Genomic DNA, 23,533 nt, shown 5'->3' on the forward strand with positions numbered 1-23,533 from the left:
TCAGCAATTCCTCGCCGGTGACCATCGACACCGGGCAGCCGTTGGTAACGGTCTTGTCCGCTGGCGCCGCCGCATCGCCTTTAGGATTTGAAGCCACAGCCGGCACATCATCCACACGCTCTTTCTGCGTCAGCACTACGTTCTGCCGCGCTCGCCAGCGCATCTGCACCGCGCCTTGCTTCAGCCCTCCCACCACCCCGCGAACCGCCACCGCTTTGTAGCGGTCCACCGCCCGCATGAACGTTGTGAGGATCGTCAGCACACCGGTCACGAAACCCACGGCTGACTGAAGAATCCCTGCGCCGTACTTGACCAGGCGCATACTCAAATACGCTACGCCCGCTGCCGGCAGCGCGATGGTCAACACCACGCCAATCACCAGGTCAATCAGCAGCGATACCATAAAACCGGCGGCCGCTTGCGCAACTTCACTAGGCGGTAACGCCTCCAGCCAGATCATGGCGGTGCGCAGTAACAGGTACAGCGCCGCCTCATCACTGGCCAGCAACATCGCCTGTTCCATGACCTTGGGCGCATCGGTGGCGATTTGTGCCAACTTCGCCGCCTCGCTACCCAGTTGCTCGACGTACTTGAGCGGGTCTTCAAGAATCGCCTGCACCTGCTTGATGCTGTCCCACACGTCACGGATCGCTGCCCAACTGCCGGCGAGCACGCCGTTGCCTATTGCGCTGGCCGGGGATTGCTGCCAATGCGGCTTGAAGCCTTGCCACTGCTCGCGCAGCCATTGCTCCAGATCCGCAGTCAGCCCGGCATAGGAAGCAAACAAGGCATCGACTTGCTGCGCTGAAACGCCGCCCTGAACCCTTACCTGATAGCGCCCGCCGGCGGCGCATTCGTGGAAACCGTCGCCGTGCTCGTCGAGCAGGATGACCCTGGAGCTGCCGTCATCCAGCCCGATCACTTCAACCGGAATATTGCCGATCGGCACGTCGTACGCTGACTCGAACCTGCTCTGGATCTTCAGCACACCCCCTGCCGGACAGCGGGCCACGGTGGAAAAGTCCGCATCGCCAAGACCGACCGACTGCTGTGCATCCCCAACCCGCAACACCCGATCCATACCCAGCAACGAAGGCATGTCCGCTGCATGACTGACCGTATCCAGCGCACGCGAATACCAGGCGCCCATCTGCTGGCGGTACTCCACCAGGCTCTGATGGAAACCATCCAGCTCGTGTTCGATAAAGGTAATGTGGGCTGCTTGGGTCATCCGCAGCGGCTCCCCACGAGGGGCGGCCAGGTAACCAAGGCACTAACAGGAAAAACCATCTGCAATCCCTCGCACTGTTTGATCAGGCGAGGGACTTTGCAGCGGTGGAAAGCGGAGGGGAGTAGAGCTTATCCGGCAGTTACGTGGGACGTTTCAGCAACCTTGTCGCGCAGTACCAGGCTGCACAGCGCCGGCAGGAACAACAGCGTCAACACCGTGCCTACCAGCACACCGCCAATCAGCACATAAGCCAGCGACGACCAGAACACCGAGAGCGTCAACGGAATAAACGCCAGCGCCGCCGCCAGTGCGGTCAGGATCACCGGGCGGGCACGCCGCACGGTGGCTTCGATAATGGCCTCGCGAATCGCCATGCCGTGGTCCTGGTTCTGGCGGATCTGGTCGGTGAAGATCAGCGTATTGCGCATCAGAATGCCGCCGATGCCAATCAGGCCCAGGATCGCGTTGAAGCCGAACGGCTGGTTGAACAGCAACAAGGTCGGCACTGCACCAATCAGGCCCAACGGCGCGGTAGCGAACACCATGAACATCACGCCGAACGAGCGCACCTGGAACATGATCACCGTGAGGGTCAGCAGGATCATGATCGGAAACAGCGCCGCCAGGGCCACGTTGGCCTTGGCGCTTTCCTCAACCGGGCCGCCGATGTCGATTTTGTAACCGCTGGGCAGCTTGGCGATCAGCGGTTGCAGGTCTTTGTACACCGCCATTTCGACATCGGGCGGTTGTACGCCGTCGATGATGTCGGCGCGTACCTCCACGGTGGTGGCGCGGTCGCGGCGCTTGAGGATCGGTTCTTCCATCACCGCCTGAAAATGCCCGACCTGGGCCAGCGGCACCGACGTACCGGCGCTGTTGGTCAGCGTCATGTTGTTGAGGTTGGCCAGGTCTTCGCGTTGGCTGCCTTGGGCGCGGGCCACCACTGAGACGGTGCGGTTGCCTTCGCGAACTTCGGTGATCGGGTTGCCGCTGAGCAGGGCGTTGAGTTGGGACTTGACCTCGTCGGGGGTAAAACCCAGCAAGCGCAAGCGATCCTGGTCCAGCACCAGGCGATAACCGCTGGCACGCTCGCCCCATTCTAGGAAGGTGTCTCTGGTCAGCGTGTTGTCGGCCACGACCTGACGCACGTCTTCAGACAGCCCGCGCAGCACATTCAGGTCGGGCCCCGAGACGCGAAACACCACCGGGAACGGCACCGGCGGGCCGAAGACGAGCTGCGTGACCCGTACCCGCGCCGACGGAAATTCGCCTGCCGCAATGCGCTCGCGCATCCGCAGTTTCAGCGCGTCGCGGGCGTGGGAGTCCGGGGTTTGCACGATCAACTTGGCGAACGCCGGGTCCGGCATTTCAGGGTTCAACGACAGGAAAAACCGCGGTGCACCGCCGCCCACATAGGTGTCGACCATACTGGTCTGCGGCTCTTGCAACAGCGCCTTCTCCACCTGCGCCGCCACGGCTTCGGTGCTTTTGAACGCGCTGCCGGGTGGCATATACACTTCCAGAATCAGTTCCGAGCGGTCGGAATCCGGGAAGAACTGTTTCTTCACCACCGCCATACCCAGGCCGCATACCACGAACGCGGCCACCACCATGCCGGTCACCAGCCAGCGCCCGCGCACGCAGGCCTCCACCAGGCTGCGCAGTTTCTGGTAGTAGCGCCCGGCATAAATCGCATCATGCCCGCCGGGCACTGGCTTGATCTGCGGCAACAACTTCACGCCCAGGTAAGGCGTAAACACCACGGCCACCAGCCAGGATGAAATCAGCGCGAAACCCACGATCCAGAAGATATTCCCGGCGTATTCACCCGCCCCGGAGCGTGCAAAGCCAACCGGCAGGAAACCGATAATGGTCACCAGAGTCCCGGTCAGCATCGGCGCCGCTGTTGAGCTCCAGGCGTAGGTGGCCGCGTGGATGCGGTCAAAGCCTTCTTCGAGTTTGACCACCATCATCTCGATGGCAATGATCGCGTCGTCCACCAACAGGCCCAGGGAGATGATCAATGCGCCGAGGGTCACGCGATCGAATTCACGGCCGGTGACCAGCATGATCACGAACACGATCGACAGCGTAAGCGGCACGGCCGCCGCCACCACCAGCCCCACGCGAAAGCCCAGGGCCAACAGGCTGATCAGCATCACCACCGCCAGGGCCACGAAGAATTTGAGCATGAACTCGTTGACCGCCAGGCTGATGTTTTTCGCCTGGTCGGAGACTTTGGCGAAGTTCACGCCCAGCGGCAGGTCGGCCTGGATTCTGGCTTCCTGGGCCTGCAGGCTCTTGTCCAGTTCCAGGCCGTTCCAGTGCTTCTCCATGATCACGCCCAGCATCAACGCCGGGTCGCCCTGATGGCGGATGCGATAACTGGGCGGGTCTTCATAACCCCGGCTCACGGTGGCCACATCGGCGATGCGCAATACGCGGCCATTGACTTGCAGGGGCACGTTTTCGATCAGCGCGAGGCTGTCGAACGCGCCGTCGATGCGGATATAAGCGCGGGCGCCCGCCGTTTCGACGAAGCCTGAGGGCGCCACGGCATTTTGTGCGGCGAGGGCGGCGAAGATCTGTTCGGGCTTGATGCCCAGGGTTGCCAGGCGCTCATAGGAGAACTCGACAAACACGCGCTGGGCCTGCTCGCCAAGGATATTGACCTTCTTCACCCCAGGCAGGTTGAGCAAACCCTGGCGTAGCTCCTCGGCCATTTGCACTTGTTGGCGATGGGGCAGGTGTTCGGCTTCCAGGGCGTACAACGCAAAGTACACGTCGGAATATTCATCGTTGAAAAACGGCCCGATCACGCCCTTGGGCAGGCGCGTGGCTTCGTCGCTGAGTTTTTTGCGGGTCTGGTAGAACAGCTCCTGAATCTCGCTCGGGCGCGTGGACTCCAGGAAGGTCATGCGCATCGACACAAAGCCTGGCTGGGCGATGGTCTCGACGCGATCGTAGTAGTCCAGTTCCTGCAGGCGCTTTTCCAGGCGGTCGGCTACTTGCTCCTGCATCTCCTGGGCGGTGGCGCCGGGCCAGGCGGCGGTGATGGTCATGACCTTGACGGTAAACGAAGGGTCTTCTGCGCGCCCCAGCTTGCCGAACGCGAAGACCCCGGCAACGAGGATCGCAATCAGCAAGAACAAGGTGACGGCGCGGTGCTTGACGGCCAGTTCGGAGAGGTTGATCCCGCGCATACTCATTGATCCTGCTTACGGTTGAGGGCCAGGGCCTGGGCGGGCAGCAAGCGCACCGTGTCGCCGCTGTGCAACAGGTGAGCGCCGAGGGCGACGATGGTTTGGCCGGGTGTTACGCCGCTGTCGAGCAAGGCGTCTTCCTGGCCGAGGCTGGCGACCTTCACGGGGGCGAAGCTGATCTTTTGATCATCGCCAATCAGCCAGACGCCCGTGCCTTGCCCCGCATCCTGCAAGGCGCCAATCGGCACGCGGGTTTGCAGGGGCTGGCCGTTGCCTTGCAGGCGCACGGTGATGGTGGAGCCGAGGGCGAAACGCTCGACCGAACCCTGCAGCACGTAACGTGCGCGGTAGGTGCGGGTGACCGGGTCGGCGCTGGCGGACAGTTCGCGCAGGGTGGCGGTCACGGCCTGGTCGGCTGCGCCAAAGGGAAACGCCAGGGCTTTTTGCGCAGCCAGGTCACGCCGGTTCTCCGGTAGGTTGACGATGGCTTCGCGGGCGCCGTCATGGGCCAGGCGCGCCACGATTTGCCCTTCGGCCACCACTTGCCCGCGATCGGCCAGCACGTCGGTGATGATGCCGTCGCCATCGGCCTTGAGTACCGAATAAGTGCGACGGTTTTCGATCTGGCTGGCATCCGATTGCGCCGCGGCCAGTTCGGCCTGGGCGACGCGCAGGTTGGTGGCCGACTGGTCGAAGATCTGCCGCGACACCGCGCCGGTGCTGGCCAGGCGCTGGTAACGGTTTTCATCGTCACGACGCTGGCGCAGTTGGGCCTGGGCGGCGTTGACGCGGTTCTTGGCCGAGCGAAGCGCCAGTTCGAAGTCGCCGATGTCCAGCACCAACAGGGTGTCACCACGGGAGACGTGCTGGCCGGGGTCGACCTTGCGCTCGATCACCTTGCCGCTGACCCGAAAGCCCAGGTCACTTTCAGTGCGTGCCGCCACCACGCCGGTATAGGCGCTTTGCTGGGTGCCGGCGGCTTCGACTTTGGCGGCCAGCACCGGGCGCGATGTGGGCGCCTGGGCGGCGCTGTCGGCCTTGCTGTTACAGCCACTGAGGACCACCAGCAGAGCCAGTGGCGTGAGAAGGCGCAGGGGGAGAGGGGGCATGACGAACTCCAGGGTGACCATAGGGCAAAAAATTATGGACATAATTTTTCGCTCATATTATGGTCGAAATATAAATTAATCCAGCCCCCGGATACTCCCCATGGCAAACGCCCCGGCACCCTCACGCAGCTTGCTGTTCTTGCTGGTTGCCCTCACCGCATTGGGTGAAGTCTCGACGCAACTGATCATCCCCGGCCTGGGTGCCATCGAGCACGCGCTGCAGGCGCCGCAAGGCTCGGCACTGATGGCGCTGTCGGCATTCGTTGCTGCGTTTGGCCTGGGGCAGCTACTGTTCGGGCCGCTGTCGGATCGCATCGGCCGGCGGCCAGTCTTGATCGGGGGCCTGGCGCTCTACGTAGTGGCGACGCTGGCGATGCTGCTGGTCACCGACATCCAGCAGTTTATCGCCGCCCGGGTGTTGCAAGGCCTGGGCGCGTGCGCCGCGCTGGTACTAGCGCGCACCGTGGTGCGCGATGTGTGGAAAGCCGAGGCAGGCCCGGCCCTGGCGCTGACGATGATCGGCATGTTGTATGCCATCGTCGTTGCGCCGATAGCAGGGGGCTTACTGATCAAATTGCTGGGTTGGCGTGCGCCCATCGCCCTGGCGTTGGTGATCGGTAGCCTGGTGTTATTGCTGGCGCTGCTGTTCTTTCGCGAGAGCAACCATCACCTCGATCCCAAGGCCGCACACTGGCGCACCCTCGGCGGGCAGTATCTGGATCTGCTCAAGGGGCGCCAATACCGTGCTTACGCGGTGGCCCTGGCGTGTACCTATGGCGCGATGTTTGCGGTGATCGCGGGTTCATCGTCGGTGTTTATCAATCTGCTGGGGTTCAGCAGCCTTGAGTACGGGCTCAACTTCGGGCTGATTGTGTCGATGCTGATCGTCGGCTCCACTTATACCCGGCGTAACATTCAGCGCCTGGGGCCGCAGCGCATTGTGGCGATGGGTGTGACGATGGTGGCGGTAGGCGGGGTGGCAGCCCTGGCGATTTACCTAGTGTTCGGGTTGTCGGTAGTGGGGCTGGATATTCCCATCGCCCTGGTCACGCTCGGCGGTGGCCTGGTGCTGCCCGGTTCCGTTACCGGGGCCGTGATGCCCAATGCGCATCGTGCGGGTTTAGCCGCCGGGCTCATGGGATTTGCACAGATGTTCGGCGCCACGTGCAGCGGGTTGCTGCTGAGCCAGTTACGCGATGGCAGTGCCGCGCCGATGATCATTATCCAGGCCGGGTTTGCACTGTCGGCACTGGTTGCCTTTCAACTGCTGCGCCAACGCCAGGTTAAAACGCTGTCCTATATATAGAACGATCAGGGCCATTTTTACCGGCTAGTGCTCAAGGGTGAGGCGATTTAAGGTGTACTCACTTTGGAGGTACACCATGAAAAAGCTGATTGGTATCTACACCAGCCCCCGCGCCCACTGGGTCGGCGACGGCTTCCCGGTACGCACGCTGTTTTCCTACGACACCATGGGCAAGCACATCAGCCCATTCCTGTTGCTGGATCACGCAGGTCCAGCCGAATTCACCCCGACTGAACAACGTCGCGGCGTCGGCCAGCACCCGCATCGCGGTTTTGAAACCGTGACCATCGTCTACGACGGCGAAGTCGAGCACCGCGATTCTACCGGTGCCGGCGGCAAAATCGGCCCGGGCGATGTGCAATGGATGACCGCAGCCAAAGGGATCCTGCACGAAGAGTTTCACTCCCAAGACTTCGCCCGTAGTGGCGGCGCACTGGAGATGGTGCAACTGTGGGTCAACCTGCCGGCCAAGGACAAAATGGCGGATGCCGGTTACCAGACCATCGTCGATGGCGACATTCCGGTGCTGCCATTGGCAAACGACGCCGGCCACCTGCGGCTGATCGCCGGGAAATTTGCCGGTACTCAAGGCCCGGCCCGCACCTTCACGCCGATAGACGTATGGGACTTGCGCCTCAACGCCGGTAAAGCGGTCACGCTGGACCTGCACGCCGGGCGTAACACCGCCTTGGTGGTGCTCAGCGGCACGTTGTTGATCAATGGCGAAGAAGTCGCACGCCAGGGGCAATTGGCGCTGTTCGAGCGCGACGGTAAGCAACTGACCCTGGAGTCCAACGACGACGCCAAGGTGCTGCTGCTCAGCGGCGAACCCATCGACGAGCCCATCGTCGGCCACGGTCCGTTCGTGATGAACACCGAGCAGGAGATTCACCAGGCATTTGCCGACTTTCAGTCGGGCAAATTCGGGCAGATGCACGCCTGACGGTTCACCGCAACCTCCTGTGGGAGCTGGCTTGCCTGCGATAGCATCACCCTGGTGTAGCTGATACACCGCGGTGTTTGCATCGCAGGCAAGCCAGCTCCTACATTTTGTTTCCAGGTTTCTGATTTCATGCGATCTTCTCGGCATTCGCCCTGGAGTCGCCTGGATGCCCTCATTTATCGCTGATCACCCGATGCTGTGCGCCGTGGCGTTGATCCTGATCGACATCGCCGTGTGGCGCCTTATTTCCCCCAACCTGGCCAACTGGAAACTCGCAGCGCGGCTGGTGATTTTCGCGGTATTCAGTGCCGTGTTGTTCAACGACGGCATGAACCCCATGCAAGCGGCGCCCTATGCCGATGACACTACCTTGCACCTGGCCGCCACGGCGCTGCAGATCGGCTGGTGGTTGTTCGCCGCGCGCACCCTCACGGTGTTGCTCGGCGCGGTGATGATGCAGCGGGTCGGCCATACCGGGCGTTTGTTGCAGGACCTGATGGGCGCGGTGATTTTCCTGATCGCTATCATCGCCGCCATGGCCTATGTGCTCGACCTGCCGGTCAAGGGCGTATTGGCCACCTCCGGCGCGGTGGCGATCATCGTCGGCCTGGCCTTGCAAAGCACCCTGAGCGATGTGTTTTCCGGGATCGTCCTCAATACCACCAAGCCTTACCAGATCGATGACTGGATCTCCATCGACGGCACCGAAGGCCGTGTCACCGATATCGACTGGCGCGCCACGCGCCTGCAAACCTCTCAGGGCAGCCTGGCGGTGATCCCCAACTCCCTGGCGGCCAAGGCCAAGATCATCAACTTCTCGCGTCCGGCGGACATGTTCGGCCTGGCGGTCAGCCTGCAAGTCAGCCCCCATGCGCGCCCGCAAACCGTGATCGAAGCGCTGGAGCGTGCGATGCAGGGCTGCCGGCCGTTGCTGGCCCAGCCGGCGCCCAGCGTCGCGTTCAAAGCGTCCACCGGCAGTGGCGTGGAATATGAGATCAGCGGCTTTGTGCCGGCCATGGGCCTCAAGCGCGAAACCCGCAACCAGCTTTACGACCTGGCCTACCGGCATTTGCAGGCGGCGGGCGTGGGGCTGTTGTCCGCCACCGAAGGCAGCACGCCGCCTGCGGTGTCTGGCGCCCGCGCCTTGCTGGAGCGCTCGTCGATCTTCTCGACCTTGCGCCAGGAAGAAAAAGACACCTTCAGCCAGAACATGACCCTGCACACCTACCGCGCTGGTGAGATGATCCTGGCGGCGGGGGAGGTCAGCGATCACCTGTTCATCATCGAGTCCGGCGTGGTCTCGGTGCTGTTGATCAAGGACGGGCACAAGTTCGAAGCTGGGCGTATGGGCCCTGGTGAGGTGATCGGTGAGTCCGGCATCCTCTCCGACCAGGCGGCGCTGGCGGATTTTTCGGCCAAGACCTACTGCACGCTCTACCGCATTGAAAATGAATACCTCAAGCCGTGCCTGGACGCACGGCATGATATCGGCGAAGCCATGAAGGCGCTCCTGGATTTCCGCCGCCATGCCGCCCAGGCTCTGACCGAAGACGCGCCCGTGGTACCGGTCAAGAAGGGCTTCATCCAGTGGCTGAGGAACCGCGGTCTGTAGATTGGTCACCTGTTCTTCGCCCGGATTGGCTATTTCTCCAGAACGCTGCGCTGACTACTCTGCGCACCTATCCCAACGTTCTGGAGATTCACCATGCAAACCCGTACCGATTTCTATACCGCCTCCCCGGACGCCATGAAAGCCATGCTCGCCCTGGAAGCGGCGGTCGGCAAACTTTCCATCGAACTGCCACTGCTGGAACTGGTGCGCTTGCGCGTATCGCAGATCAACGGCTGCGCGTTCTGCCTCGACATGCACACCGCCGATGCGCGCAAGGGCGGCGAGACCGAACGGCGCCTGTACACCGTGTCGGCCTGGCGTGAAACGCCATTTTTCACCCCACGTGAACGCGCCGCGCTGGCCTGGGCCGAAAGCCTGACGCTGCTCAGCCACACCCACGCCCCCGACGAAGACTTCAACGCCCTGGCTGCGCAGTTCAGCCCCCAGGAACAAGTCGACCTGAGCGTCGCCATCGCCACCATCAACAGCTGGAACCGCCTGGCCGTGGGCTTTCGCAAGATGCCCAAGTAACGATCAGAGAGTTTCTGCTTTTTGTGGCGAGGGAGCTTGCTCCCGCTCGACAGCGAAGCTGGAGCCGGATTTTGGGGGGCGCTTCGCACCCCAGCGGGAGCAAGCTCCCTCGCCACAGAGTCGGGGGTTCAGAAGTTTACTGAAGCACTCAGGCGCGCCGTCAGCGGTGCGCCCTGGAACAGGTAGTCATCGCCCATGTATTCGCCGGCGTCGCGCCAGTAGCGCTTGTCGAACAGGTTATCGACGCTCAGGCGAAACACGGTCTCGTAGCCATCGACCTTCGTGGTGTAGCGGCTACCGACGTTGACCACCGCGTAGTCGCCCACTTCCACGTTGCCGGTGCGATTGGCGGACTTCTTGGCGCTGTATTGCACGCCGCCCAATACCGCCAGGCCGTTGACCCAGGGCAGGGCGTAGTCGGCGTACACACTGGCGCGCAGCTTGGGCACGTTGATCGCCTGATGGCCTTCGTATTCCTGCGTGCCGCTGCCGCTCACCCGCGCTCGGATCGCGGCCACGCTGGTGGCGATCTGCAGACGGTCGGTGGCCCAGCCGTTGGCGGACAATTCAATCCCGGTGTTTTTTTGCTGGCCCTGCTGCACGTAGTTGAACGTGCCACCTTCGGGCTTGGCGTATTGGTAAGCCTGGCGCGTCTGGAACACAGCGGCGGCGAAGCTGATACGGCGCCAGTCGTATTTCACTCCGGCTTCGATCTGGCGCGAGACGGTGGGGGCGAGTGTTTCATCGGCATTGCTTGCAAACCACGGCGCGGTGCCGCCCAGGGACAGGCCCTTGCTGTAGCTGGTGTACAGCGAAACGTTGTCCACTGGCTTGTAGATCAACGAGGCCTGGGGCAGGAACACGTACTGTTGGGTGTGGCGTGTCTGGTTGCCAGTGACGCTGTCGAAGGCTTTTTCGTCCAGGCGCACTTCACGGCCGCCGAGGATGGTTTGCCAGTGCTCGTTGAAGCGGATGCGGTCGGTGACGAACAGCCCGTACTGGCGGCTGTCGAGGTTGCGGTGGCTGTCGTTCAACGGCTTGTCGGTCGGGGGAAAGCTCGGCACCTCTTCGTTGATATTGGCGGTGCCGATGAATTCGTTGACCGACTTGCGTTTGTCGATCACTCGGCGAAACGCGCTGCTGCCAAAGGTCAGTTCATGGCCGATGCCGGCAGTGTCGAAGAGGCCGGTCATGGCCGCCTGGATTTCGTCGTCGCGGCGAGTGTCGTCCGGGCTGCGGTAGTCGTAGACGTCGTAATTGCCTTCGGGGCTGAAGTAGTTCGGCACGCTGGCGGCACTGCAACTGGCCGAACCATAGCAACCCCAGGCAAACGAGCTGTAGTCATCAATCACCACCTTGCTACGCGCCGCGCTGACACTGCCTTTCCACTGATCGCTGAAACGGTACTCGAACTTGCCGTTGAGGTTCAGCGAATCAATCCCGACCTGCTTGCCGCCCGTCTGGTGCCCCAACAGCTTCTTCGGTGAAGCACCGTGGGGCACTTCGGTGCCCCCCAGCAGTTGATACCCCGGTACCGAACGCTGTTGCTTGTTCTGGTATTCGGCGTCCAGTTGCAGCACGGCGTCGGGGCTGATGTTCCAGTCAAAGGCCAGGGACACGAAATCGCGCTGGCCGTTGGCGTGTTCCACATAGGAATTGAGGTCTTCATGGGCGACGTTGGCACGCAGGCCGAACTGCTGCTCGCTGCCAAACCAGCCGCCGACATCGGTGGCGATATAACCGCTGCCGCGATCATCGGTGGACACCGTCACCGAGCGCACATCCTGGGGGCGTTTGGTCACGTAGTTGATCACCCCGCTGGGCTCGGAAATGCCGCTCTGCAAACCCGCCAGGCCCTTGAGCACTTCCACCTGCTGCTTGTTCTCCAGCGCGACGTTCTGCTCGCCGGTGATGGTGCGCCCATTGATCTTGTAACTGCTGGCCGCGTTCAGCGAAAAGCCACGCACCACGAAATTCTCGTAATAACCGATAGGCGCATAACTGTCGCCCACTGAGGCATCGTTGCGCAGCACTTCACTGAGCAAGCGTGCCTGCTGGTCCTTGATCAGCGCGGCGTTGATCACGGTGATCGAGGCGGGGGTGTCCAACAGCGGCGCTTCATCAAAGCCGCCCACCGACGCGGTTTCACTGCGGTAGCCCGACTCATCCTGGCCCTGGACCTTTACCGTCGGCAACTCGATCTCGGCGGCCAGGCTGCTGCCGATGCCGCCACTGAGCAACAGGCCGAGGGCGAAACGTGAAGTGACGACGGGGCGAAAACGCAAAACCATGGGGCAAGGCCTTAAAGCGCTGGGCGGGGGGCGCCTAAGCTAGGCATAAGCGCGGCCTTTTACAAGCTTTCGCGCAAGGTTCGCACGGCGAGACAACCCGTCTCAGCTCCGATGCCGATCCTGTTGCGGCTCGACAGCCAGGCGCCGGCTTGCGATAGACAAGGCTCCCCTCATCGTTTCAGGAGATTGTCATGGGTATCGCAGGTAAAGTCGCGCTGGTCACCGGCGCCGGGCAGGGCATAGGCCGGGCTATTGCCATGCGCCTTGCACAGGACGGCGCCGATGTCGCGTTGGTGGACATTGACGGCGCCAAGCTCAACGCCGTGGCCGCCGAAATCGTCGCCACCGGCCGCAAAGCCTCTGTGTTCATCGCTGATGTATCCAGACGCGAACAGGTGACGGCTGCGGTAGAGCATGCCCACCAGACGCTGGGCGGATTCGACATCATCGTCAATAACGCCGGAGTGGCGCAGATCGACTCATTGCTCGATGTCAGCCCGCAGCAGGTCGAGCGCACCCTGGATATCAACGTCAAGGGCGTGCTGTGGGGGATCCAGGCGGCCGCCAACAAATTCAAGGCGCTCAAGCAGAAGGGCAAAATCATCAATGCTTGTTCAATCGCAGGGCATGAAGGCTTTGCGCTGTTAGGGGTCTACTCGGCGAGCAAATTCGCGGTGCGCGCCTTGACCCAGGCGGCGGCCAAGGAACTGGCGAGCGCGGGGATCACGGTAAACGCCTATTGCCCCGGTGTGGTGGGCACCGATATGTGGGTTGAGATCGACAAGCGCATGGCCGAGATTACCGGGGCGCAGGTGGGGGCAACCTACAAGCAGTACGTGGATGGGATTGCCTTGGGCCGTGCGCAAACGCCGGAGGATGTGGCGGGGTTTGTGGCATTTCTGGCAGGCCCGGACGCAGACTATATGACCGGGCAGGCGCCGTTGATCGACGGTGGCCTGGTCTACCGCTGACAGCGTGGTCGACTCGCCTGCGTGGGAGTCGATCCCTTGTATCAGTGGGTTTTGCCGGGCATATCAATACCCAGTTGGTTCACGCGTCGGTACAGGGTTGCCCTTGAAATCCCCAGGGCCTGTGCCGCAGGCGAGGGTTTCCAGCGATGGCGAATCAACGCATCCAGAACCATTTGACGCTCGGGGCTGGCGCTTTGCTCTTCCAGCCCTTGAGGCTGCTCGCCCCGGATTTCAATCGGCAAATCCACCACTTGCAGTGTAGTGCCTTCGCACACCGCACAGGCGTACGCCAGCACATGCCGCAGTTGCCGCACATTGCCCGGCCACGCATAACCCAGTAGCAATTGCAGTGTGGCCTGGCCGATGCCCAACGACACGCCACTGTTACGCGCCTCTTGCTCCAACAGCCGATTGATCAGGGCCAGCTTATCGGTGCGTTCGCGCAACGGCGGCAGGCAGAAGCGCGCACAACCCAGGCGAAAGTACAGGTCTTCACGGAATCGGCCCGCGCTGACCAGCGCCGCCAAATCGCGGTGGCTGGCGCAGATCACCTGAATGTTCACCACGCGGGTTTTCGCTGCGCCCAACGGCGCGACTTCACCCTCGGCCAGCACCCGCAGCAACCGTGTCTGCAACGCCAATGGCATATCGCCGATTTCGTCGAGGAACAACGTACCGCCGTCGGCTTGCAGTAGCAGCCCGCTCATGCCTTTGCTGGAGGCTCCGGTGAAGGCGCCGGGCGAATAGCCGAACAGCTCGCTTTCAATCAGGCTTTCGGGAATCGCCGCGCAGTTCACCGCCACAAACGGCCCGTCCCGGCGCGTGCTGTGCTCATGCAACTGGCGGGCGAAGACTTCTTTGCCGACGCCGGTTTCACCTTGCACCAGCACGGGCAGGTTGCGGTCCTTGACCCGCGCAGCCAAGCGCAGGTGCTCCTGGATCCGCGGGTCGACTTGCGCCTCTGGCAGCGCCCGAACCGAGGGGCGTCGGGGTGCATTGACCCTCACGTGTACCGCGTCGGGCTTGCCCAGCCAGTGCAACTGCCGGGTTGACTGATCAGTGGCTGCACGCAATGCATCCACATCGAACACTTCGCCGATATGCTCAGGCAGCTGGCCAAAGCGCAAGCGCAGGGCTTGACGCGCCTTGCTGTTCAAGGCGTGCAGACGTCCGTCCTGGTCCCAGGCCAGCAGCAGGTCGGGTTGGCTGTCGACAAAGCCTGGAGTGCTATGGGCTTGTAATACCCAGTGCTGCCGGGCGCTGTGCATGAAAAAAGCGTTTTCGATGGCCTGGGCGCTCTGCGCCACCATCTGCCGTATCAGGTGCTGGCTGCCGCGGTCATCCGGCGACTTGAGCGCCGAGACATCCAGCACACCCAACAGGTGGCCCTGCGGGTCGAAGATGGGCGCAGCCGAACACGTCAGGCCGATAAACGCTGCGCGAAAGTGATCACGCTTGTGCACCGTCACCGCTGTTTTACTGGTCAGCACCGTGGCCACGCCGCAGGTGCCTTCCTCGGCTTCCGACCAGCAGGTGCCCAGGTAAAGGCCGGCCTTGCGGCAGTCGGTGCGAATGCTCGCATCGACACGGTGATCGATGGTCTGGCCCTGGGCGTCGGTGAGCATCACGCAGTAGTCGGCATGGCGCACGCGATGGTGCAACTGTGCGACTTCTTCGCCGGCGATGCGCATGAACAGCTCGGCGCGCTCGCGGCATTCCTTGAGCAAGGGTTCGCTGAGGATACGTGGACCTTGCAGGGAGCCGGGGTCCAGGCGGTGTTGCTCCATGGACCGCCGCCACGAATCGAAGATCAGCGACGGCACGGGCGCCTGGGGCAGGCGCTCGGCATTGCGGACCACGCGACTGACACAGTCGACATGCTCCCTGGAGTTCATGGCGAGCATAAAGCCTCCGGTTCTCAAGCTTTGTTGTTATGCGCGTCATTAAGCGCGCATGTGTGCCCACGGACAAGGGCACCCTGACCAACGCCTGCATTGAGACGCTGCGTCTCATGCCGCTGAGACTCAAGGGTCGAACTGCGTGGTTGCGTCTCACATTTAGTCGACCACTTGCCTGGGCATCGCTGTGTGGCAAGGCTCTGGATCAAGGCTTTGCCAGGTTTTCTCGACGGTTGGCACAAGCTGTGCTGAACAGCTTGGCACTGGCCGCAGCCAGTTTTTTGTGCGTCGAGACAACCTGGAGAACAACAAGATGTCCACCCACCTGTGCACCGATCAGTTACTGCATGCCTACACCGTGATGCGCACCATCCGCGATTTCGAAGAACGCCTGCATGTGGAGTTCGCCACCGGCGAGATCCCCGGTTTCGTTCACCTGTATGCCGGTCAGGAAGCCTGCGCCGCTGGCGTCATGGCGCACCTCAATGACGATGATTGCATCGCGTCCAACCACCGCGGCCACGGACACTGCATCGCCAAGGGCGTCGACGTGTTCGGCATGATGGCCGAAATCTATGGCAAGAAAACCGGCGTGTGCGGCGGCAAGGGCGGCTCCATGCACATCGCCGACCAAGAGAAAGGCATGCTCGGCGCCAACGGCATTGTCGGTGCCGGCGCACCGTTGGCCGCGGGGGCTGCGCTGGCTGCCAAGCTCAAGGGGAGCCAGGGCGTGGCAGTGGCGTTTTTTGGCGACGGTGGCTCCAACGAAGGTGCCGTGTTCGAAGCGATGAACCTGGCGTCGATCATGCAGCTGCCGTGTCTGTTTGTCGCCGAAAACAACGGTTATGCCGAGGCCACTGGCGCCGGTTGGTCGGTGGCCTGCAAAGACATCGCCGAGCGCGCCGCCGGGTTTGGTATGCCGGGGGTGATCGTCGACGGCAATGATTTTTTCGCGGTGCATGAAGCACTCGGCGTTGCTGTGGAGCGGGCGCGCCAAGGCGACGGGCCAACGCTGGTCGAGGTCAAGCTCAGCCGTTTCTACGGGCACTTCGAGGGCGATGCGCAAACCTATCGCGGCGCTGACGAAGTGAAAAACCTGCGCGAAAGCGCCGATTGCCTGGCCTTGTTCCGTCAGCGCTGCCATGCCGAAGGCTGGCTGGATGCAGCGCAGTTCGAGCGCATCGACGGTGAAGTGGCGCAATTGATCGAAGACGCCGTACGCCTGGCCAAAACCGATCCCAAGCCCCAGGCCGCCGACCTGCTAAGCGACGTTTACGTGGCCTACCGCTGATACCAACCCTATAAAAACAAGACGTGGAGAGAATCTAATGGCTCGTAAAATCAGCTATCAGCAGGCGATCAATGAGGCCTTGGCTCAAGAGATGGGCCGTGACCAGAGCGTATTCATCATCGGTCAGGATGTGGCCGGTGGCACCGGTTCCCCCGGTGAGCAGGACGCATGGGGCGGCGTGCTTGGCGTGACCAAGGGCTTGCACCCGCAATTTCCCGGGCGCGTGCTGGACGCACCGTTGTCTGAGGTCGGCTACGTGGGCATGGCGGTGGGCGCCGCTACCCGTGGCATGCGCCCAGTGTGCGAATTGATGTTCGTCGACTTCATCGGCTGCTGCCTGGACCAGTTGCTCAACCAGGCTGCCAAGTTCCGCTATATGTTCGGTGGCAAAACCACTACACCGCTGGTGATCCGTGCCATGTACGGCGCCGGTTTGCGGGCGGCTGCCCAGCATTCGCAAATGCTCACCTCCATGTGGACGCATATCCCCGGCCTCAAGGTGGTATGCCCGGCCACGCCCTACGACGCCAAGGGCATGTTGATCCAGGCAATCCGCGACAATGACCCGGTGATTTTCCTTGAGCACAAAATGCTCTACGGCATGCAGGGCGACGTACCGCAAGAGCTGTACACGGTCCCGTTTGGCGAAGCCAACTTTGTGCGTGAGGGCAAGGATGTGACGCTGGTGACCTACGGCCGCATGCTGCATATCGCCCTGGAGGCTGCGGCCAACCTGGCGCGTCAAGGCATTGATTGTGAAGTGCTGGACCTGCGCACCACCAGCCCGCTGGATGAAGACAGCATCCTTGAAAGCGTCGAGAAAACCGGGCGCCTGGTGGTGATCGACGAATCCAACCCGCGCTGCTCGGTCGCCACCGACATCAGTGCCCTGGTGGCCCAGCGGGGGTTCGCTTTCCTGCGCGCTCCCATCGAGATGGTCACCGCGCCGCACACCCCGGTGCCGTTTTCCGATGCTCTGGAAGACCTGTACATCCCCAACGCCGCGAAGATCGAGGCCGCCGTGATGAAGATCGCCGACAAGAGGACTTCCGCATGATTCATACCCTGACCATGCCCAAATGGGGCCTGTCGATGACCGAGGGTCGCATCGATGTCTGGCTCAAACAACCCGGCGACCGAGTGGAAAAGGGCGAGGAAGTGCTGGACGTGGAGACCGACAAGATCTCCAGCAGTGTCGAGGCGCCTTTTAGCGGCGTGCTGCGTCGGGTACTGGCGCTCAGTGATGAAACCCTGCCGGTGGGCGCTCTACTGGGAATTGTGGTGGAGGGCGAGGCGACAGAGGCTCAGATCGATAGCGTGATCGAAAGCTTCAACGCCGGGTTCGTCTCCAGTGCCGCCGAAGCCGAAGAGGCCGGCCCCAGCGCACAAAAAGTCGAGGTAGGCGGGCGCTTGCTGCGTTATCTGGACATGGGCGAGGGCGGCACGCCGCTGGTGTTGGTGCACGGCTTCGGGGGCGATCTGAACAACTGGCTGTTCAATCAACCGGCCCTGGCCGCCGAACGCCGGGTGATTGCCCTGGACCTGCCGGGGCACGGGGAGTCGGGCAAGTCTCTGCAAACGGGAGACGCTGCCGAACTCAGTCACGCCGTACTGGCATTGCTCGACCACCTGACGCTCGACCGTGTGCATTTGGCCGGCCACTCCATGGGTGGGCTGGTGACCCTCACCGTCGCCAGCCTGGCGCCTGCACGTATCGCCTCCATCACCTTGATCGCCAGCGCCGGTCTGGGTGCCGATATCAACGGCGATTACCTGCGAGGTTTTGTCGAAGCCAACAACCGTAACGCGCTCAAGCCGCCATTGACTCAACTGTTCAGTAACCCTGCGCTGGTGACGCGGCAGATGCTGGAGGACATGCTCAAATTCAAGCGCCTGGAAGGGGTGGATCAAGCGTTGCGCCAGCTCGATCACAGGCTGTTCGATGGCGGGCGGCAGATGCTGGATCTTCGCAGCGAGGTGGGCCGCCAGCCGAGCCTGGTGATCTGGGGCAGTGACGACGCGATCATCCCGGCAAGTCACGCCCAAGGGCTGCAGGCTCAGGTGCATGTATTGCCGGGGCAGGGGCATATGGTGCAGCTGGAGGCGGCGGAGCAGGTCAATCAACTGATCTCCACTTTTTTGAACGCGCAGCCCTGATTGAGGTTTAAGGGAGGGACGGTTTGGCCTGTCCCTCCCACAAGGTCAAGCGTGTTTTTTCAGCTGGAGCGTTTCAGGGTTTCGCTGGGCAGCTCCTGAAAAAGCGCCCGGTAGCTGTTTGAAAACCGCCCCAAATGCCAGAACGACCAATTCATCGCGACCTCGGCGACCGTGGTGTCGGTCGTGCTCAGCAACTCACGCCGCGCCCCGTTCAACCGACGCAACCTTAACCACTGCGCCGGGCTCATCCCCGTGTAGGTCTTGAACCCTTGCTGCAATTGGCGCAACGGCACACCCGCAATCTGCGCCAGTTCCAACAGGTTGGCGGTTTCATCCGGTGCATCCGCCGCCCATTCGCCGATGCGCGCCATCAATTGGCGTTCTTCATTGCGCTTTTGCAATGAACTGCCGTCCAGGCACACGCAGGCGTTATCGAGGATAAACAGGCAGTCGTCGAGCAGTTGCTGGGTGAGGGCATCGCGGCTGATGGGGTCGGTCAGTGCCGACAGGCGCGTAAGGGTGCCGCTCAGCCAGCGAGTGAACAGCGCATTTTGCCGACAGGTCAGCGGTGCCATGAACAAACCTTCGAGTTTGGCTATATCCAGGCCCTGGCGCTGGACGAACTGCGGGCCGAACACCACTGCCACTTCGCGGTAGTTTACCGGGGTGATCCAGGTGTTGCGGCTTTCGCCATTGAGCAGGTACAGCGCGTTGTCGCTGCCGTCGAAACAAAACGCCAGGGCGCCGGCAGGTGCGTTGAAATGCTGCTCCACCCGGGTGTTCATGCACTCTTCGTACACCTGCACCCCGTGCAGGTCGAGGTAGCGCACCCGCCCGGCAAAATGCCCGGGGGACATCTGCTGGTACTGCTGCACCCAGCCGGGTGTCGCACTGCATTGGGCGGCCACATCGCCGGTGGCGAAGGCCTGTACGCGCAAAGCGGTTGCCTGTGTCATGGTGATCCGTGCGCACTCTATTGGTGCGTTGTGCCGCGTGCAAAGTGGATAGATGCCGTTTCAAGGCTGGGCCAAGATAGACCTCAATGCGCTGGGAGTACAAGCCGGCGTCGCATCCCACCCAAGACGAGGTCCTTATGAACGCCCCCTTCGATCAGCTGTCCACCTGGCTGAAAGAACACAAGATTACCGAAGTCGAATGCGTGATCAGTGACTTGACTGGCATCGCACGCGGCAAGATCGCACCCACCAACAAGTTCCTGCATGAGCGAGGCATGCGCCTGCCGGAAAGTGTGTTGCTGCAAACGGTAACCGGGGACTTTGTCGACGACGATATCTATTACGACCTGCTGGACCCGGCCGATATCGACATGATTTGCCGCCCGGTCGCCAACGCCACTTACGTAGTGCCGTGGGCCATCGAGCCCACCGCCATCGTGATCCACGACACCTTCGACAAGCAGGGCAACCCCATCGAGCTGTCGCCGCGCAATGTGTTGAAGAAAGTCCTGCAGCTCTACACCGACCAAGGCTGGCAGCCGATTGTCGCGCCGGAAATGGAGTTCTACCTGACCCAGCGCTGCGAAGATCCGGACCTGCCCTTGAAAACCCCGATTGGCCGCTCGGGCCGCGCCGAAACCGGGCGCCAGTCGTTTTCCATTGATGCCGCCAACGAATTCGACCCGCTGTTCGAAGATGTCTATGACTGGTGCGAAGCCCAGGGCCTGGACCTGGATACGCTGATCCACGAAGACGGCCCCGCGCAGATGGAAATCAACTTCCGTCATGGCGACGCCCTGGACCTGGCCGACCAGATCACGGTGTTCAAGCGCACCTTGCGCGAGGCCGCCCTCAAGCACAACGTGGCCGCCACCTTCATGGCCAAGCCAGTGGCCGACGAACCGGGCAGCGCCATGCATTTGCACCAGAGCGTGGTGGAGATTGCCACCGGCAAACCGGTGTTCGTCGATGCCGACGGCAACATGAGCCCGTTGTTCCTGCATCACATCGGCGGCTTGCAGAAGTACATCCCCAAGCTGTTGCCGATGTTCGCGCCCAATGTGAACTCGTTCCGCCGCTTCCTGCCCGATACCTCGGCGCCGGTCAACGTCGAATGGGGCGAAGAGAACCGCACCGTCGGCTTGCGCGTGCCCACTTCCAGCCCGGAGGCGATGCGCGTGGAAAACCGCCTGCCGGGCGCCGATGCCAATCCTTACCTGGCGATTGCTGCCAGCTTGTTGTGTGGCTACCTGGGCATGATCGAGCACATCGAACCCAGTGCCCCAGTGGAAGGCCGCGCCTATGAACGCCGCAACCTGCGCCTGCCGTTCACCCTCGAAGATGCGCTGGCGCGCATGGAGGATTGCGACACGGTCAAGCAGTACCTGGGGGAGAAGTTCGTGCGCGGCTATGTCGCGGTCAAGCGTGCCGAGCATGAGAATTTCAAGCGGGTGATCAGTTCCTGGGAGCGTGAGTTCCTGCTGTTGAGCGTCTGAAAACAAGCATAAGAGGGGTGACGATATGCGTCTTGTGAACAAGCTTCTTCCACTGGCCCTGGTCGCGGCGTTCAGCAGTGCCGGCCAGGCGGCGCCGACGGTGAGTGTCTACAACTGGACCGATTACATTGGCGAGACCACCTTGGCGGATTTCCAGGCCAAGACCGGCATCAAGGTGATCTACGATGTGTTCGACTCCAACGAAACCCTGGAGGGCAAGTTGCTGGCCGGGCGCACCGGGTATGACGTGGTGGTGCCGTCCAACCATTTCCTGGCACGCCAGGTGAAGGCCGGTGCGTTCCTCAAGCTTGACCGTGCGCAGTTGCCCAACTTCAAAAACCTGGACCCCAAGCTGCTGAAGTTACTGGAACAGAACGACCCCGGTAATGCGCACTCGGTGCCATACCTGTGGGGCACCAATGGCATTGGCTACAACGTCGACAAGGTCAAGCAAGTGCTGGGTATCGACCGCATTGATTCGTGGGCGGTGCTGTTTGAACCGGAAAATATCAAGAAGCTGCATGAGTGCGGCGTGGCCTTCCTCGATTCAGCGGATGAGCTGTTCCCGGCGATCCTCAACTACATGGGCAAGGACCCACGCAGCGAGAATGCCGAGGACTACAAGCAGGCCGAAGCCAAGCTGCTGACGCTGCGGCCGTACATCACCTATTTCCACTCTTCCAAGTACATCTCGGACCTGGCCAACGGCAATATCTGCGTGGCCTTCGGTTATTCCGGCGATGTGTTCCAGGCCGCCAACCGCGCCAAGGAAGCCAAGAACGGGGTGAACATTGCGTACTCGATCCCCAAGGAAGGCTCCAACCTGTGGTTCGACCTGTTGGCGATTCCGGCCGATGCGAGCAACCCTAAAGAAGCCCATGCGTTCATCAACGACCTGCTTGAGCCTGAGGTGATTGCCAAGGTCAGCACCTCGGTGGGCTATGCCAACGCCAACCCGGCCGCCAAGCCGTTCATGCCTGCGGAGCTGGTGAACAATCCTGAGGTGTACCCGCCCCAGGACGTACTCGACAAACTCTATATCTCCACCACGCCTACGCCGGCGACCATGCGCGTGATGACCCGCGCCTGGAGCAAAGTGAAGTCCAACCGATGATGAAGCCCAATGAGCACGCCCCGTCCTATTACCGCGCTTCGGCGAATGCCATGGCGCAGCGGCCCGCACTTGAGGCAGACCTGAGCGCCGATGTGTGTGTGATCGGCGGCGGCTTTACCGGGGTCAACACCGCCATCGAACTGGCCCAGCGCGGGCTCTCGGTGGTGCTGCTGGAAGCGCGCTGCATCGGTTGGGGCGCCAGCGGGCGCAACGGTGGGCAATTGATCCGTGGCATTGGCCATGATGTCTCCGGGTTTGCCAAATACGTGGGCGAGGAGGGCGTGCGCTATATGGAGCGGGCCGGTATCGACTCGGTCGCCCTGGTGGGCCAGCGCATTGCCGAGCACGGCATCGACTGTGACCTGCGCTGGGGCTTTTGCGAACTCGCCAATACTCCGGCGCAGTTCGCGGCGTTCAAGGGCGAACAGGCGCACCTGGCGGCCGTGGGGTATGCCCATGAAACGCGGCTGGTCGGCCCACAAGACATGGCACAGGTGGTGGGCTCTGCTATGTATGCCGGCGGCCTGGTCGACATGGGTTCCGGGCATCTGCACCCGCTCAACCTGATATTGGGTGAAGCGCAGGCGGCCGAGGCCCTCGGGGTGCGCATCTTTGAGCACAGCCCAGCGCTGGAACTGATCCATGGCGAAACGGTGCGGGTGCGCTGCACAGGCGGAAGCGTGCGCGCAGCCAACCTGGTGCTGGCATGCAATGCCCATCTTGAAGAGCTGGAGCCGCGCTTGAGCGGCAAGGTACTGCCGGCGGGCAGCTACATCATCGCCACCGAGCCTCTGCCTGAGCCCGTGGCCCAGCAGTTGATCCCACAGAACCTGGCGCTGTGCGACCAGAAAGTCGGCCTGGATTACTACCGGCTGACCGCCGACCGGCGTCTTTTGTTCGGTGGCGCCTGCCACTACTCGGGGCGCGACCCCCAGGACATCGCCGCGTACATGCGCCCGAAAATGCTCAAGGTGTTCCCGCAGTTGGCCAACACGGCTATCGAATTCCAGTGGGGCGGCAAGATCGGCATTACTGCCAACCGTTTTCCCCAGGTCGGGCGCCTCAAGCAGTACCCCAACGTGTTCTATGCGCAAGGCTATTCCGGTCACGGCTTGAACGTGACGCACTGGTGCGCACGGTTGCTGGCCGAAGGGATACACGCGGGTGCAAGCCAGGGCCTGGATATTTTCAGCCAGGTGCCGCACATGACCTTTCCCGGTGGAAGGGCGCTGCGCTCGCCACTGCTGGCGTTGGGGATGTTGTGGTATCGGTTGCGCGAAGCACTCTGAGATCCGATGTGGGAGCGGGCTTGCTCGCGAAGGCGGTGTGTCAGTCACTGAATCTTCAACTGAACCACCGCTATCGCAGGCAAGCCAGCTCCCACACTGGTCCGGCGTTGCCCACAAAATCATCACCCGGCATAG

The 23,533-nt window shown here is 62.1% G+C and carries 16 protein-coding genes and 1 pseudogene; 11 read left to right on the top strand and 6 right to left on the bottom strand.

The genetic code is table 11. The annotated features are described in order from the left end of the window. The 3 genes and pseudogenes from BT204_RS17880 to BT204_RS17890 form a co-directional block, all read right to left on the bottom strand. Positions 1 to 1,231, bottom strand: a pseudogene (locus tag BT204_RS17880) (type IV secretion protein Rhs); the annotation flags it as partial. A 128-nt stretch (positions 1,232 to 1,359) separates the two neighbouring features. After that, a complete protein-coding gene (locus BT204_RS17885; protein ID WP_072447692.1) occupies positions 1,360 to 4,434 on the bottom strand; it encodes an efflux RND transporter permease subunit in 3,075 nt (1,024 codons plus the stop codon). Positions 4,435 to 4,436: 2 nt separating this feature from the next. Next, positions 4,437 to 5,543: an efflux RND transporter periplasmic adaptor subunit gene (locus BT204_RS17890; RefSeq protein WP_072447886.1), complete on the bottom strand. Its 1,107-nt coding sequence runs from the start codon at positions 5,541 to 5,543 to the stop codon at positions 4,437 to 4,439. Positions 5,544 to 5,643: 100 nt separating this feature from the next. Here BT204_RS17890 and BT204_RS17895 point away from each other — a divergent pair, with 100 nt between their 5' ends. From BT204_RS17895 to BT204_RS17910, 4 genes are all read left to right on the top strand, one after another. Continuing rightward, a complete protein-coding gene (locus BT204_RS17895; protein ID WP_072447694.1) occupies positions 5,644 to 6,849 on the top strand; it encodes a multidrug effflux MFS transporter in 1,206 nt (401 codons plus the stop codon). A 76-nt stretch (positions 6,850 to 6,925) separates the two neighbouring features. Next, positions 6,926 to 7,792, top strand: coding sequence for a pirin family protein (locus BT204_RS17900; protein WP_054896578.1), 867 nt, complete (start codon positions 6,926 to 6,928; stop codon positions 7,790 to 7,792). Between the two features lie 166 nt (positions 7,793 to 7,958). Beyond that, positions 7,959 to 9,404, top strand: coding sequence for a mechanosensitive ion channel family protein (locus BT204_RS17905; RefSeq protein WP_034125785.1), 1,446 nt, complete (start codon positions 7,959 to 7,961; stop codon positions 9,402 to 9,404). Between the two features lie 93 nt (positions 9,405 to 9,497). Beyond that, on the top strand, positions 9,498 to 9,935 hold the full coding sequence (locus BT204_RS17910) for a carboxymuconolactone decarboxylase family protein (RefSeq protein ID WP_034125784.1): 438 nt from the start codon (positions 9,498 to 9,500) through the stop codon (positions 9,933 to 9,935). A 128-nt stretch (positions 9,936 to 10,063) separates the two neighbouring features. Here the strand turns inward: BT204_RS17910 and BT204_RS17915 are convergent, their stop codons facing one another. Then, complete coding sequence (locus tag BT204_RS17915) at positions 10,064 to 12,226, bottom strand: TonB-dependent siderophore receptor (protein WP_072447696.1); 2,163 nt, start codon at positions 12,224 to 12,226, stop codon at positions 10,064 to 10,066. A 191-nt stretch (positions 12,227 to 12,417) separates the two neighbouring features. Here BT204_RS17915 and BT204_RS17920 point away from each other — a divergent pair, with 191 nt between their 5' ends. After that, the gene (locus BT204_RS17920) at positions 12,418 to 13,197 is read left to right on the top strand and encodes an acetoin reductase (protein WP_072447698.1); all 780 of its coding nucleotides are present in this window, start codon (positions 12,418 to 12,420) and stop codon (positions 13,195 to 13,197) included. 41 nt (positions 13,198 to 13,238) lie between these two features. Here the strand turns inward: BT204_RS17920 and BT204_RS17925 are convergent, their stop codons facing one another. Further along, complete coding sequence (locus tag BT204_RS17925) at positions 13,239 to 15,101, bottom strand: sigma-54-dependent Fis family transcriptional regulator (protein WP_072447700.1); 1,863 nt, start codon at positions 15,099 to 15,101, stop codon at positions 13,239 to 13,241. 307 nt (positions 15,102 to 15,408) lie between these two features. Between BT204_RS17925 and BT204_RS17930 the strand changes: the two genes are divergently transcribed. From BT204_RS17930 to BT204_RS17940, 3 genes are read left to right on the top strand one after another with little or no spacing between them, the layout of a single operon-like run. Continuing rightward, entirely contained in the window at positions 15,409 to 16,386 is a 978-nt protein-coding gene (locus BT204_RS17930) for a thiamine pyrophosphate-dependent dehydrogenase E1 component subunit alpha (protein WP_057977155.1), read from the top strand. Between the two features lie 37 nt (positions 16,387 to 16,423). Further along, entirely contained in the window at positions 16,424 to 17,443 is a 1,020-nt protein-coding gene (locus BT204_RS17935) for an alpha-ketoacid dehydrogenase subunit beta (protein WP_054896571.1), read from the top strand. After that, positions 17,440 to 18,543, top strand: coding sequence for an acetoin dehydrogenase dihydrolipoyllysine-residue acetyltransferase subunit (locus tag BT204_RS17940; protein ID WP_072447702.1), 1,104 nt, complete (start codon positions 17,440 to 17,442; stop codon positions 18,541 to 18,543). Before BT204_RS17935 ends, BT204_RS17940 begins: the two co-directional genes overlap by 4 nt. Before the next feature lie 59 nt (positions 18,544 to 18,602). Here the strand turns inward: BT204_RS17940 and BT204_RS17945 are convergent, their stop codons facing one another. Next, positions 18,603 to 19,499 carry a helix-turn-helix domain-containing protein gene (locus BT204_RS17945; RefSeq protein WP_072447704.1) on the bottom strand — a complete coding sequence of 299 codons (897 nt, stop codon included), beginning with the start codon at positions 19,497 to 19,499 and terminating at the stop codon, positions 18,603 to 18,605. Between the two features lie 137 nt (positions 19,500 to 19,636). Between BT204_RS17945 and BT204_RS17950 the strand changes: the two genes are divergently transcribed. From BT204_RS17950 to BT204_RS17960, 3 genes are read left to right on the top strand one after another with little or no spacing between them, the layout of a single operon-like run. Then, entirely contained in the window at positions 19,637 to 20,995 is a 1,359-nt protein-coding gene (locus BT204_RS17950) for a glutamine synthetase family protein (RefSeq protein WP_014718136.1), read from the top strand. A 25-nt stretch (positions 20,996 to 21,020) separates the two neighbouring features. After that, entirely contained in the window at positions 21,021 to 22,109 is a 1,089-nt protein-coding gene (locus tag BT204_RS17955) for a polyamine ABC transporter substrate-binding protein (protein WP_054896568.1), read from the top strand. Beyond that, a complete protein-coding gene (locus BT204_RS17960; RefSeq protein WP_072447706.1) occupies positions 22,106 to 23,398 on the top strand; it encodes an NAD(P)/FAD-dependent oxidoreductase in 1,293 nt (430 codons plus the stop codon). The genes BT204_RS17955 and BT204_RS17960 overlap by 4 nt, the downstream gene beginning before the upstream one ends. Positions 23,399 to 23,533: the final 135 nt, after the last annotated feature.

It is taken from the genome of Pseudomonas sp. NFPP02 (assembly GCF_900119355.1).
Lineage (GTDB): Bacteria > Pseudomonadota > Gammaproteobacteria > Pseudomonadales > Pseudomonadaceae > Aquipseudomonas > Aquipseudomonas paracarnis.